Here is a 13460-nt window from a genome sequence, read left to right on the forward strand (position 1 = left end):
GCTTGATCGCCTGCGGCGGCTGCCCGAACGCGCGGTTGAACGCACGCCGCATCCGCTCGCGATCGGCGAACCCCGTCTCCATCGCGATCTGCTCGACCGGGTGCTTGCCCTCCTCCATCATCAGCCGCGCCGCTTCGAGGCGCAGGCTCTCGACCGCCTTGGCGGGCGTGCGCCCCGTCTCCGCGTGGAAGAGGCGGCTGAACTGGCGCGGGCTGAGCCCGGCCGCGTCGGCCAGCTCTTCCACGGACAGCGGGTTGCGGAGGTTCTGCCGCGCATGGCTCATGGCCTTCTGGATGCGGTCGGACCGGGGGGCGACGTCCAGCAGGCTCGAGAACTGCGATTGGCCGCCGGCGCGCCGGTGGTACATGACCAGCGCGCGCGCCACCTCGCGTGCGATCGCGGCGCCGCGATCGGCTTCCAGCATGGCCAGCGCGAGATCGAGGCCCGCGGTCATGCCCGCAGAGGTCCAGACGTTGCCGTCCGCGATGTAGATGCGGTCGGGCTCGACCGTCACCCCGGGATACTGATCCGAGATCTCGCGCGCGAATCGCCAGTGCGTCGTCACGCGCCGCCCGTCCAGCACGCCGGCCTGCGCCAGTGCGAAGGCGCCGGTGCAGATCGAGGCGATGCGCCGGATGCGCCCGGCCGCCCTGCCCAGGTAGGCGGCCACGCCCTCGCTCACCGGCACAGGCACCGGCGGCCCGGTCACGATCAGTGTGTCGAAGGCCCGCCGGCCCAGGGCCTGGGTCTCGATCGAGATGCCGAGCGAATTCGCCACCGGGCCGCCGAACTCGGACACGATCCTCACCTCGTACAGCGGTTCCCCCGATTCATAGTTGGCGAACTCGAACACGCTGCTCACCGCCAGGCTCATCAGCTCGAACCCGGGGCTGACGACGATACCGATCCTGATCATGGGGTGCCCTTTCGAGAGCAGATGTTGCGTGTCCTGAAAGGTGGCAACAACGACATTGAAGACATCCATGAGCATACCTACATTCCCTTCACGCCGGGGCCCTTTCCCGGACGAAGGACTGCAGAAATGACGACCTCCCACAAGACTCTCGGCACCGCCCTGATCACCGGTGCATCGACCGGCATCGGCGCCGTCTATGCCGACCGCCTCGCCCGCCGCGGCTATGACCTGATCCTGGTGGCGCGCAACCAGGAACGCCTGTCGGCGCTGGCCTCGTCGATCAGCGCGAAGACCGGCCGCAAGGTGAGCGTCCTGGTCGCCGACCTGAACCGCAAGGCCGACCTGCTGAGCATCGAGCAGGTGCTCGCGAGCGACCCTTCGATCACCCTGCTGGTCAACAACGCCGGCGTGGGCGCGGTGGCGCCGCTGCTCTCGACCCCGGTCGACGACATGGAGGCCCTGATCGACCTGAACGTCACCGCCCTCACCCGGCTGACCTATGCCGCCGTGCCGGCCTTCGTGGCCCGTGGCGCCGGCGCCGTGATCCAGATCGCGTCGGTGGTCGGCATCTCGCCCGAGACGCTCAACGGCGTCTACGGCGCGAGCAAGGCCTTCGTCATCGCGCTGACCCAGTCGCTGCAGCACGAGGTCGCCGGCAAGGGCGTGCGCGTGCAGGCCGTGCTGCCCGGTGCGACGGCCACGCCGTTCTGGGACGTCGCGGGCATGCCGGTCTCCAACCTGCCCGGCGACATCGTGATGACGAGCGATGATCTCGTGGACGCCGCGCTGGCCGGCTTCGACATGGGCGAGGTCTACACGATCCCGTCGCTGGCCGACGTGACGCAACTGGACGCCTACGAAGCCGCGCGCCTGGCGATGGCGCCGAACCTGTCGAAGGCCCGGCCGGCGGCGCGCTACGGCTTGAACTGAGTGCGGCGCGCAGGGCGTCGCGGAACAGCTTCGCCCGCCGTCCAAGAACGCAAAGCGCACAAGGATATGCGCAGCGCTTCCTTGGGCGGCGCGAGTCGCGCGCCCACACTGGCGGCATGACTGCCGCTGATCTGGAGAACGTCGTCGCGGGCCTGCGCCAGGCCCGGCTCGAATGGCGCGAGCGCCACCGCTTGCGCGAGCCGCGCGGGCGCGAGCTGCCCTCGGCCGAGCTGCTGGAGGCCGTCGTCTGCGGCCTGCGCGGCGTGCTGTTCCCGCTGCGCCTGGGCCCGCCGGACCTGCGCGCCGAAGTGGAGGACTTCTACATCGGCCACCAGCTCGACACCCAGCTGCAGACCCTGCGCCAGCAGGCGCTGCTGGAGCTGCGCTACGTGGATCCGCAGGCCGACGAGGCCGCGCTGGCGGCGCAGGCGCAGGGGCTGGTGGCCGAGTTCGCCCGCGCCCTGCCCGGCATCCGCCGGCTGCTCGATACCGACGTGCTGGCCGCCTACCAGGGCGACCCGGCCGCGCGCAGCGTCGACGAAGTGCTGCTCTGCTACCCCGGCATCGAGGCGATGATCCACCACCGGCTGGCGCACCAGCTCTACCGCCTGGGCGTGCCGCTGCTGGCGCGCATCGTGGCGGAGCGCGCCCATGCCCGCACTGGCATCGACATCCACCCCGGCGCCCGGATCGGCCCGGGCCTGTTCATCGACCACGGCACCGGCGTCGTCATCGGCGAGACCGCGGTGATCGGCGAGCGGGTGCGCATCTACCAGGCGGTGACGCTGGGCGCGCGCAGCTTCCCGACCGACGAGCAGGGACAGATCCGCAAGGGCGCGCCGCGGCATCCGGTGGTCGAGGACGACGTGGTGATCTACGCCGGCGCGACGATCCTCGGCCGCATCACGCTGGGCCGCGGCTCGACCATCGGCGGCAATGTCTGGCTGACGCGCAGCGTGCCGCCGGGCAGCCAGGTGACGCAGGCCCAGGCGGTGTAGCAAGGCCTCATTCGGAAAGCGCAGAAGCAAAGGCCTTTTGCTTCGTTGGCGCGTGCTAACGGCGTTCCTAGACTGACCGCCATGACTACCCTGCTCCAACGAGACCGCCCCGCCGCCCCCGAACTCCAGGACATCCGCATCCATGCCTTCGACAAGGCCCCGCTGGGCGCCGAGGTGCTGGGCCTGGACCTGGCCCGCCCGCTGGCCGACAGCGACTTCCGCCGCATCCACCAGGCCCACCTGAAGCACCATGTGCTGGTGTTCCGCGAGCAGCGGATCACGCCGGCCCAGCAGGTGGCGTTCAGCCGCCGCTTCGGGCCGCTGCAAATCCATGTGCTGCACCAGTTCCAGCTGCCGGGCCATCCGGAGGTGCTGGTGGTCTCCAACGTCATCGACGAGAACGGCAAGCCGATCGGCCTCGGCGATGCCGGCGTCTACTGGCATTCGGACCTCTCGTACAAGGACAGGCCCAGCCTCGGCTCGATGCTGCACGCGCAGGAGTTGCCGGCCGAGGGCGGCGACACGCTGTTCGCCAATATGCACCTGGCCTGGGAGACGCTGCCCGAGGCGCTGCGCCGCGCGGTCGAGGGACTGCGCGCCGAGCATTCCTATCTCTGCAAGTACGAGGAACTGCGCCAGCGCAGCCCCTGGCGCCCCAAGCTCAGCGAGGCGCAGATCGCCGAGGTGAAGCCGGTCATCCAGCCGGTCGTGCGCACGCACCCGGAGACCGGCCGCAAGGCGCTGTTCGTCAGCGAGCATTTCACGACCCGCATCGTCGGCTTGCCCGAGGCCGAGAGCCGCGAGCTGCTGGCGCAGCTGTTCGCCCACAGCGTCCGGCCCGAGCACCTCTACCGCCACGTCTGGCAGCCGCAGGACATGGTCTTCTGGGACAACCGCTCGCTGATGCACCTGGCCACCGGCTTCCCGCCCGAGATGCGCCGCCGCCTCAACCGCACCACCATCGAAGGCGACGCGCCGTTCTGACCATGAAGACCAAGAAGATCCTCCTCGCAGCACTCGCAGCGGTGCTGGCCGCCAGCGCCCAGGCCGAAGGCCGGCTGCGCATCGCCGAGCAGTTCGGCGTCGTCTACCTGCTGCTCAACGTCGCGCAGGACCAGCAGTTGATCGAGAAGCAGGGCAAGGCGCAGGGCGTCGACATCCAGGTCGAGTTCGTGAAGCTCTCGGGCGGCGCCAGCGTCAACGATGCGCTGCTCTCGGGCTCGATCGACGTGGCCGGCGCCGGCGTCGGCCCGCTGCTGACGATCTGGGACCGCACGCAGGGCCGGCAGAACGTCCGCGGCATCGCCTCGCTGGGCAACTTCCCCTACTACCTCGTCAGCAACCGGCCGGGCGTGAAGACCATCGCCGACTTCGGCGAGCAGGACCGCATCGCGCTGCCGGCCGTGGGCGTGTCGGTGCAGGCGCGCATCCTGCAACTCGCCTCGGCCAAGCTGTGGGGCGATGCCCAGTACGCGAAGCTGGACAAGCACCAGGTGGCCGTGCCCCACCCCGAGGCCACCGCCGCGATCAGCAAGGGCGGCACCGAGATCACCGGCCACTTCGGCAACCCGCCCTTCCAGGAGCAGGAACTGGCGGCCAACCCCGGCGCCCACATCGTGTTGAAGAGCTACGAGGTGCTCGGCGGCCCGGCCTCGGCCACGGTGCTCTACGGCACCGAGAAGTTCCGCAGCGAGAACCCGAAGACCTACAAGGCTTTTGTCGACGCGCTGGCCGAGGCTGCGCGCTTCATCCGCGCCAACCCGGAGAAGGCGGCCGACATCTTCGTCCGCACCAACAAGTCGGGCATCGACCGCAAGCTGCTGCTGTCCATCATCACCAGTCCCGAAGTCGAGTTCAAGCTGACCCCGCAGAACACGCTGGGCCTCGCGCAGTTCATGCAGCGGATCGGGGCGATCAGGAACAAGCCGGCATCGGCGAAAGACTACTTCTTCGACGACGCCCACAACGCCGGAGCGAGCTGATGATCGTCCAGGAAGAGGAACGCATCGCCGTCGCCGCCGCGGCGGCGCCCGCGCTGCTGCAGGTCGACGGCGTCACGCTCGAATATGCGACACCCGAGCGCATCGTCCGCGCCACGCACCGCGTCAGTTTCGACGTGCACCGCGGCGACCGCTTCGTGCTGCTGGGCCCCTCGGGCTGCGGCAAGTCCTCGCTGCTGAAGGCGATCGGCGGCTTCGTCGCGCCGCGCGAGGGCGAGATCCGGCTCGATGGCGCCGCGGTGCGCGAGCCGGGGCCGGACCGCGTCGTCGTGTTCCAGGAGTTCGACCAGCTCCCGCCGTGGAAGACGGTGCTGGCCAATGTGATGTTCCCGCTGCTGGCCGCCCGCAGTCTGCCGAAGGCCCAGGCCCGCGAGCGCGCGCTGCACCTGCTCGCCAAGGTCGGCCTGGCCGACTTCGCAGGGGCCTACCCGCACACGCTCTCCGGCGGCATGAAGCAGCGCGTGGCCATCGCCCGCGCGCTGGCGATGCAGCCCACCGTGCTGCTGATGGACGAGCCCTTCGCCGCGCTCGACGCGCTGACCCGCCGGCGCATGCAGCAGGAACTGCTGGCGCTGTGGGCCGACCAGCCCTTCACGCTGATCTTCGTCACCCATTCGATCGAGGAAGCCCTGGTCGTCGGCAACCGCATCCTGCTGCTGTCGCCGCATCCGGGCCGGGTGCGGGCGGAACTCAACGCCCACCAGTTCGGGCTCGAAGACACCGGCAGCGCGGCCTTCCAGGCGCAGGCGCAGCGCATCCACCGGCTGCTGTTCGACGAGGAGGCCGCGCGATGACCGTCGCCGTTCCGCCACTGCGCCCGGAGATCGAGCATCCGCTGGCGCCGGCCGGCGAGTTGCCCGCCCAGCGCCCGCTGCCGCCCTGGCGTCGACTCTCGCAGTTAGCGCCGCTGCGCAAGGCCTTCGTCGTCCTGCTGCTCGCCGCCGCCTGGGAGATCGCCGCCCGCATCGCCGACAACGACCTGCTGCTGCCGAGCTTCCTGCAGGCCGCCCGCGCCTTCTGGACCGACCTGCTCAGCGGCGAACTGCCCGCCAAGGCCGGCCTCTCGCTGCTGCTGCTGGTGCAGGGCTACCTGCTCGGCGCGTTGCTGGCCTTCGCGCTGACGGCGCTGGCGGTCACCACCCGCTTCGGCCGCGACCTGCTGTCCACGCTCACCGCGATGTTCAATCCGCTGCCGGCCATCGCGCTGCTGCCGCTGGCGCTGCTGTGGTTCGGCCTGGGCAAGGCGAGCCTGCTGTTCGTGCTGGTGCATTCGGTGCTGTGGCCGCTATCGCTGGCCACCTACGCCGGCTTCGAATCGGTGCCCGAGACGCTGCGCATGGCCGGCCGCAACTACGGCCTGCGCGGCCTGCGCTACGTGGCGCTGGTGCTGGTGCCCTCGGCGCTGCCGGCGATCCTGTCGGGCCTGCGCATCGGCTGGGCCTTCGCCTGGCGCACGCTGATCGCGGCGGAGCTGTTCTTCGGCGCCTCGTCCGGCAAGGGGGGCCTGGGCTGGTACATCTTCCAGAACCGCAACGAGCTGTACACCGACCGGGTGTTCGCCGGCCTGGCCAGCGTCGTGCTGATCGGGCTGCTGGTGGAGATGCTGGGCTTCGACACGCTGGAGCGGCTGACGGTGCGGCGCTGGGGCACCAAGCGCTGAAACAAGTCGTTGACGGAACTGCCCGATAATCGGGGCGCATGGAATACCCAGGCAATCTCTTCGTCGTCGCCGCCCCCAGCGGCGCCGGCAAATCCTCCCTCGTCAAGGCGCTGCTCGAGCTGGACGCCAAGCTCGACGTGTCGATCTCCCACACCACCCGCGCGCCGCGCGGCCAGGAGCAGCACGGCCGCGAGTACTGGTTCATCGACGAGCCCGAGTTCCGGGCCAAGATCGAGCACGGCGACTTCTTCGAGTGGGCCGAGGTCCACGGCAATCTCTACGGCACCTCCCGCGCCGCCATCGAGGCCCGGCTGGCCCACGGCGACGACGTGGTGCTGGAGATCGACTTCCAGGGCGCGCTGCAGATCAAGCAGATCTTCCCGTACGCGGTGCTGATCTTCATCCTGCCGCCGAGCTGGGACGAGTTGCGCCAGCGCCTGCAGCGCCGCGGCGACACCGAGCCGGAGGTCATCGCCAAGCGCATGGAGGCCGCGCGGCACGAGGTGGCGCAGGCGCCGGGCTTCGATTTCGTGGTCGTCAACGCGGTGTTCGAGACCGCGCTTTTCGACCTGAAATCCATCGTCCACGCACAAAGGCTAAAATACGCAGCTCAGCGCCGGAATCGCTCCGCCGTGTTCCGCGCTCTCGATCTACCCTGACTGGAAGAAACACCCATGGCCCGCATCACCGTCGAAGACTGCCTGACCAAGATCCCGAACCGCTTCCAGCTGGTCCTGGCCGCCACCTACCGCGCCCGCATGCTGAGCCAGGGCCACACGCCCAAGATCGAAAGCAAGAACAAGCCCGGCGTGACCGCGCTGCGCGAGATCGCCGCCGGCGAAGTCGGCGTCGAGATGCTGCGCAAGGTGCCGGTCTAAGTTCCGCACCGCTCCGCTGACGGGCACCTTCGGGTGCCCGTTGTCGTTTGCCGAAGCATCACGCCTCGCACCGGCAATTCCCCAGCGCCCGGAGGCGCCCGGATCCTGTGTTAATTTCCGAGGATGGGACTTCGTTCGTTCGCCGCTGCTCGCCTGCCCGCCGCCCTGTCCGGCCTGCCCGGACTGCGTGCGGCTGCGCCCGAGCCGACGATGGCCGAAGCCGCCTCCTTCGACGCCCTGGTCCACCTGCTGGCCTACCTGCCCAAGGCCGACATCAAGCACATCCGCGAGGCCTACAAGTTCGCCGATGAGGCCCACCTGGGCCAGATGCGCACCAGCGGCCTGCCCTACATCACGCATCCGATCGCGGTGGCCGGCATCTGCGCCGAATGGCGGCTGGACGCCCAGGCCATCATGGCCGCGCTGCTGCACGACACGATCGAGGACTGCGGCGTCACCAAGGTCGAGCTGATCGAGCGCTTCGGCGCCCCGACGGCCGAACTGGTCGACGGCCTCACGAAACTGGACAAGCTGCAGTTCTCCACCAAGGAGGAATCGCAGGCCGAGTCCTTCCGCAAGATGCTGCTGGCGATGGCGCGCGACGTGCGCGTGATCCTGATCAAGCTCGCCGACCGCCTGCACAACATGCGCACGATGGACGCGATGGCGCCCATCAAGCAGCGCCGCATCGCCCGCGAGACGCTGGACATCTACGCCCCGATCGCCCACCGCCTGGGCCTGAACCAGATCTACCGCGAGCTGCAGGAGCTGTCCTTCAAGTTCAAGCACCCCTGGCGCCATGCCGCGGTGGAGAAGGCGGTGGCCAAGGCGCGCGGCAACCGGCGCGACCTGGTCTCGCGCATCGAGCTGGAGGTGCGCAAGGCCTTCGGCGACTTCCAGGTGCCGGTGGAGATCCACGGCCGCGAGAAGACGCTCTACTCCATCTACAAGAAGATGAAGGACAAGCACCTGAGCTTCGCGCAGGTGAGCGACATCTTCGGCTTCCGCATCATCGTCGGCGACATGCCCACCTGCTACCTGAGCCTGGGCGTGCTGCACCAGCTCTACAAGCCGCAGCCGGGCCGCTTCAAGGACTACATCGCGATCCCCAAGCCCAACGGCTACCAGTCGCTGCACACGACGCTGGTGAGCCCGCTGGGCACGCCGGTGGAGTTCCAGATCCGCACCGAGAACATGCACATGGTGGCCGAGAAAGGCGTGGCCGCCCACTGGATGTACAAGACCGGTCCTAACGCCCAAAGTGCGCAGCAGCTGGGCGCCAACTGGCTGCAGTCGCTGATCGACATCCAGGACGAGACGCGCGACGCCAGCGAGTTCTTGGAACACGTCAAGATCGACCTGTTCCCCGACGCCGTCTACGTCTTCACGCCCAAGAGCAAGATCATGGCCCTGCCCAAGGGCGCCACGCCGGTGGACTTCGCCTACGCGATCCACTCGGACGTCGGCGACCACACGGTGGCCGCGCAGGTCAACGGCGAGCCGGTGCCGCTGCGCACCGAGCTGCACAGCGGCGACGTGATCGAGGTCATCACCGCCCCCGGCGCCCGCCCCAATCCGGCCTGGCTCAGCTTCGTGCGCACCGGCCGCGCCCGCTCGAAGATCCGCCACTTCCTGAAGAACCTCGAGCAGGACGAATCGCGCGGGCTCGGCCAGAAGATGCTGGCCCAGGCGCTGCGAGCCGAGGGCCTGGCCCTGCCCAGCCTCGACGACGACGATGCCGACGCCGCCCAGCTCTGGCACCAGCTCGCCCGCTGGGCCGGCACCGCCCATGTGGACGAGTTGCTGGTCGAGGTGGGCCTGGGCCGCAAGATCGCCTCCATCGTGGCCAAGAAGCTGGCCCGCATGCTGGCCGAGCAGGGCCAGCGGCCGGACGCGGTGATGCTCAGCATGGGCCGCTTCGCCACCGACGACGCCGCGCCCGCGCAAGGCCAGGTCACCATCGACGGCAGCGAGGGCGCCTCGGTGCGCCTGGCGCCCTGCTGCCGGCCGATCCCGGGCGACGAGATCAAGGGCTACCTGGGCCGCGGCGAGGGGCTGGTGGTGCACACGGCCGAGTGCTCGGTCGGCCGCCGGCTGTTCCAGCGCGACAGCGAGCACTGGATCGCCGTCAGCTGGGCGGATGAGCTGAACCGCCCCTTCGAAGCCGCGGTCTCGGTGATGCTCAACAACGGCAAGGGCGTGCTGGCGCAGGTGGCCTCGGCCGTCAGCGCGGCGGAAGCGGACATCACGCACATCTCCATGAACGAGACCCCCGAGGGCTCGACGACGGCCGAGATGAGCCTGGTGCTGTCGGTGCGCGACCGGCTGCACCTGGCCGACGTGCTGCGCACGCTGAATCGCTCGCCGGCCGTGCAGCGGGCGAAACGGGTGAAGCCTTGATCATGATCTCGGCGCCGGCTTCGTCCAGTTCTCGGCCTGCAGGCCCCTGACGCGGCCGAAATCCTTGGTGTTGTTGGTCACGACGATGGCCCCCATCGCGCGAGCATGCGCGGCGATCATCAGGTCGGCGGCGCCGAGTTGCGCGCCTCGCTTCTTCAGGTCCAGCCGGATCTCGCCGTAGTGCGAGGCCGCCTCCTGCGGCCAGTCCAACACCGCCAGGTGCAGGATCAGGCTGTCCAGCACCGCCTGGTTCTGCTTGCGCCTGGCAGCGGCGGAAGCCTGGACGCCGTAGCTCAGTTCCGCGAGAGTCACCGCCGACATGACCTGTTGCTGCAGGGGCACCGCCTGCACATTGACCGCCAGCGCCGGAGACTCGCCACGCATCAGGAAGATGCAGGTATCCGTGTCCAGCATGTAGACGGGTGCGATCAAAAAGCGCGCTCCTGGACGGGTAGACGCTCGGCGTCGACCATGAAGTCGGCGGACGCCTTCAGGCCCGAGGCGAAGAAGCCCGACCAGTCATTGGGCCGCGGCGTCAGCACGACGCTCTCGCCCTCGCGGCGGATGAACACCTCGCGGACCGACTCCGGGAAGCGGAAGTCGAGCGGCATCGTCACCGTCTGCGAGCGGTTGTTCCAGCCCACGCGGGCCGTCGGGCGGGGATCGGAGGGCTGCTTCGTTGCCATGTATCAAAGCATATGGCAGTCAATGCCATATGGCAAGCCACGTACGCGAACGAATCAGGCCGGCTTCGGCGCCGGGTAGCTGACCTCGATCACCTCGATCTTCTCGACGCCCACCGGCGTCACCAGCTGCAGCTCGTCGCCTTCGCGCGCCTTCAAGAGCACTCGCGCGATCGGCGAGATCCAGCTGACCTCGCCCTTCAGGCTGTCGCTCTCGTCGATGCCCTTGATCGTGATCGTGCGCTCCTCACCCTTCGAGTTCGCGTAGGTCACCGTCGCGCCGAAGAAGATCTGGTCGCGGCCATGGTGGATGCTCGGGTCGGCCACCTCGGCGATGTCCAGGCGCTTGGTGAGGAAGCGCAGGCGGCGGTCGATCTCGCGCAGGCGCTTCTTGCCGTAGAGGTAGTCACCGTTCTCGCTGCGGTCGCCATTCTTGGCGGCCCAGGAGACGATCTCGACGATCTTGGGTCGCTCGACGTCGATCAGCTCGACGAACTCGGCGCGCAGGCGGGCATAGCCCTCGGGCGTCATGTAGTTGCGCGTGCCCTGGGGCAGCGCCGGCAGCGCGATCTCGTCGTCGTCGTCGTTGCCGTCGGATTCCTTGGTGAATGCCTTGTTCATTCCCTCATTGTCCGGGGAAGCTGACCTTGCAGCGCACCCCCGCCGGAATGTCGCCCTTCGGGTTCGCCAGTTCCAGCCGCACGCCGAAGGAGCCGCTGGCCGAGTCGAACACCCGGTCCACCACCTTCACCTGCGCCTGCCAGCGGCCCTGCAGCGGCGCCTCGGGCACCACCTCCGCATGCTTGCCGATGCCGACCTTGCCCATCATCGCCACCGGCAGCACCACCTCCACGCGCAGCGGGTTGGTCTGCGCCAGCCGCAGGATCGGCTTGGCCGAGCCCTCGCCGGTGAAGGCCAGTTCGCCCGGCTGCTGCAGGCGCTCGGTCACCACGCCGCTGAACGGCGCGCGCAAGGTGCGCTGGCGCAGTACCGCATTGAGCCGCTGCATGTCGGTGCCGGCCATCTTGCGGTTGTCCATCGCCAGCGCCAGCTCGGCCTGGGCGACGCGCAGCTCGGCGGCGGCGTCGTCGCGGTCCTGCGAGGAGATGTAGTTCTGCGCCAGCAGGTCCTCGCGGCGGCGCAGCTTGTCGGAGGCGTAGTCGGCGCGGGCTCGGGCGACGCGCACCTCGGCCTCGGACTCGGCGCGCTGCTGGGCCTGGGCATAGGCTTCGCGCTCGACGCTGCCGTCCAGGATCACCAGGGCGTCGCCGGCCTTCACCATGCTGCCGCGATCCACCAGCACCTTCTCGATCAGCGTGTTGGCGGGGCTGCGGATGTCGATGCGCTGGTTCGGTTCGATCAGGCAGTCGAAGGTGTTGTTCGTGGCCGCAGAGGCCAGCGCGGTCAGCAGCAGCAAGGTCGTCATGGCTGTCTAGATCTGGTTGCCGGCGAAGCCGAGCAGGTTGTCGAGTTGTCGATCGGCGCGCAGCGTGCGGCGGCGCATCGCGGCGTGCAGGCGGCCGGCATGGCGCTGCGCGGCGCGGCGCAGCAGCCCGGAAGCCCAGGCGGGCAGTTCGTCGCGGCCGGCGAAGAGGCGCGTCAGCAGCGCCTGCAAGGTCGCCGCATGGGCGGTGAAGATCTCGTCGTCCAGCGCCACGATGGCCCGCGCCACGCCCGGGTCGCCCTGGCGCGCGCCGCGCCCGACCAGTTGCCGGTCGATGCGCGCCGAGTCGTGGAACTCGGTCAGCAGCACCGCAAGGCCGCCGCGCTCGACGACGCCCTCGCCCAGATGGATGTCCGTCCCGCGGCCGGCCATATTGGTGGCCACCGTCAGCGCGCCAGGCTGCCCGGCGTCGGCCACCGTCTGCGCCTCTTCCTCGTCCTGGCGCGCGTTCAGCACGCGGTGGGCAAGACCTGGCCCCAGCATCGCCGACAGCACCACCGAAGCCGCCACGGAACGCGTGCCCACCAGCACCGGCCGCCCGGCCTCCCGCTGCGCCAGCACGGCCGCGCGCACCGCCACCCACTTGAGCCCCTGCGTGCGCAGCAGGCGCGGCGGCTCGCTGACGCGCCTGCTCGGCTTGTGCGTGGGCAGCGGCACCACGTCGAGGCGGTAGACCGCGTTCAGCTCCGGCGCCACCTCGGCCGCGGTGCCGGTCATGCCGGCCAGGCGCAGGTAGCGGCAGAAGAAACGCTGGAAGGTGATGCGGGCCAGCGTGCGCGCCGGCTCGGTCAGCGCGAGGCCTTCCTTGGCCTCCATCATCTGGTGCAGGCCGCCTTCCCAGCTGCGGCCGTCGAGCACCCGGCCGGTGTATTCGTCGACGATCTGCACCTTGCCCTCGATGACGACGTAATGCTGGTCGCGGTGGAACAGGTGCAGCGCGCGCAGCGCCTGACCGACCAGTTGCTCGCGGCCCCGCGCCACCGCCCACACGCCGCCCAGCCCTGCCGTGGCCTCGCGCACCGCCGGGATGCCGGCGGCCTCGAAGTAGAGGTTGCGCCGCGCCGCGTCGATGCCGAAATGCTCGCCCTGCTTCAGCGTGGCGGCGATGGCCAGCGCCTGGCGGTAATCGGCATCGTCGGGCGGCTCGCCGTGCAGCTCCGAGAGGATCAAGGGCGTGCGGGCCTCGTCGATCAGGATCGAGTCGGCCTCGTCGACGATGGCGAAGTGCAGGCCGCGCAGCAGCAGCGGTCGCGGTAGCTGGCCATGCAGCGCCCGGGCCTGCATCTGCGCGGGGCTGACGCGGCCACCGGCGGAGACGCGGTCACGCAGGTAGTCGAACACCAGGCTCTGGTTGGTGCAGTAGGTGATCGGCCGCTGGTAGGCCTCGCGCTTGGCCGCCTCGCCCAGCGTGGCCCAGACGACGCCGGCGGTGAGGCCGAAGAAGCCGAACAGCGGCTGCATCAGCTCGGCATCGCGGCGGGCCAGGTAGTCGTTGACGGTGACGACGTGGGTGGGCAGGCCGGCGGCACCGGCGATCGCTGCGGCGAGGCC

The 13460-nt window shown here is 69.6% G+C and carries 15 protein-coding genes; 9 read left to right on the forward strand and 6 right to left on the reverse strand.

Annotation, left to right across the window (positions count from 1 at the left end):
• A partial coding sequence (locus B0W88_RS23130) for a GlxA family transcriptional regulator (protein ID WP_077036982.1) occupies positions 1–916 on the reverse strand: 916 nt, incomplete at its 3' end.
• 126 nt (positions 917–1042) lie between these two features.
• Here B0W88_RS23130 and B0W88_RS23135 point away from each other — a divergent pair.
• The 9 genes from B0W88_RS23135 (at position 1043) to B0W88_RS23175 (ending at position 9782) form a co-directional block, all read left to right on the forward strand.
• Entirely contained in the window at positions 1043–1846 is an 804-nt protein-coding gene (locus B0W88_RS23135) for an SDR family oxidoreductase (RefSeq protein ID WP_077036983.1), read from the forward strand.
• 116 nt (positions 1847–1962) lie between these two features.
• Complete coding sequence (epsC, locus tag B0W88_RS23140) at positions 1963–2844, forward strand: serine O-acetyltransferase EpsC (RefSeq protein ID WP_077036984.1); 882 nt, start codon at positions 1963–1965, stop codon at positions 2842–2844.
• 81 nt (positions 2845–2925) lie between these two features.
• Positions 2926–3828: a TauD/TfdA family dioxygenase gene (locus B0W88_RS23145; protein ID WP_083749004.1), complete on the forward strand. Its 903-nt coding sequence runs from the start codon at positions 2926–2928 to the stop codon at positions 3826–3828.
• Positions 3829–3830: 2 nt separating this feature from the next.
• On the forward strand, positions 3831–4826 hold the full coding sequence (locus tag B0W88_RS23150; RefSeq protein WP_077036985.1) for an ABC transporter substrate-binding protein: 996 nt from the start codon (positions 3831–3833) through the stop codon (positions 4824–4826).
• Complete coding sequence (locus B0W88_RS23155) at positions 4826–5638, forward strand: ABC transporter ATP-binding protein (protein ID WP_077036986.1); 813 nt, start codon at positions 4826–4828, stop codon at positions 5636–5638. Before B0W88_RS23150 ends, B0W88_RS23155 begins: the two co-directional genes overlap by 1 nt.
• Positions 5635–6504 (forward strand): ABC transporter permease, encoded by an 870-nt coding sequence (locus B0W88_RS23160; protein ID WP_077036987.1) that lies wholly within the window; start codon positions 5635–5637, stop codon positions 6502–6504. The genes B0W88_RS23155 and B0W88_RS23160 overlap by 4 nt, the downstream gene beginning before the upstream one ends.
• 38 nt (positions 6505–6542) lie before the next feature.
• Complete coding sequence (gene gmk, locus B0W88_RS23165) at positions 6543–7163, forward strand: guanylate kinase (protein WP_077036988.1); 621 nt, start codon at positions 6543–6545, stop codon at positions 7161–7163.
• Between the two features lie 15 nt (positions 7164–7178).
• Positions 7179–7382: a DNA-directed RNA polymerase subunit omega gene (gene rpoZ, locus B0W88_RS23170; protein ID WP_077036989.1), complete on the forward strand. Its 204-nt coding sequence runs from the start codon at positions 7179–7181 to the stop codon at positions 7380–7382.
• Positions 7383–7505: 123 nt separating this feature from the next.
• On the forward strand, positions 7506–9782 hold the full coding sequence (locus B0W88_RS23175) for a bifunctional (p)ppGpp synthetase/guanosine-3',5'-bis(diphosphate) 3'-pyrophosphohydrolase (RefSeq protein WP_077036990.1): 2277 nt from the start codon (positions 7506–7508) through the stop codon (positions 9780–9782).
• Here the strand turns inward: B0W88_RS23175 and B0W88_RS23180 are convergent, their stop codons facing one another.
• From B0W88_RS23180 to B0W88_RS23200, 5 genes are all read right to left on the reverse strand, one after another.
• Positions 9783–10214, reverse strand: a complete 432-nt coding sequence (locus tag B0W88_RS23180) for a type II toxin-antitoxin system VapC family toxin (RefSeq protein WP_198937917.1) — start codon at positions 10212–10214, stop codon at positions 9783–9785.
• Positions 10211–10468, reverse strand: a complete 258-nt coding sequence (gene vapB, locus B0W88_RS23185; RefSeq protein WP_077036991.1) for a type II toxin-antitoxin system VapB family antitoxin — start codon at positions 10466–10468, stop codon at positions 10211–10213. Before vapB ends, B0W88_RS23180 begins: the two co-directional genes overlap by 4 nt.
• Before the next feature lie 54 nt (positions 10469–10522).
• Complete coding sequence (gene greB, locus B0W88_RS23190) at positions 10523–11086, reverse strand: transcription elongation factor GreB (protein WP_077036992.1); 564 nt, start codon at positions 11084–11086, stop codon at positions 10523–10525.
• Positions 11087–11090: 4 nt separating this feature from the next.
• Complete coding sequence (locus B0W88_RS23195) at positions 11091–11891, reverse strand: efflux RND transporter periplasmic adaptor subunit (protein ID WP_077036993.1); 801 nt, start codon at positions 11889–11891, stop codon at positions 11091–11093.
• A 6-nt stretch (positions 11892–11897) separates the two neighbouring features.
• The coding region (locus tag B0W88_RS23200; protein ID WP_077036994.1) for a hypothetical protein at positions 11898–13460 on the reverse strand (1563 nt) is incomplete at its 5' end.

Source organism: Pelomonas sp. KK5 (assembly GCF_001984095.1).
GTDB lineage: Bacteria > Pseudomonadota > Gammaproteobacteria > Burkholderiales > Burkholderiaceae_C > KK5.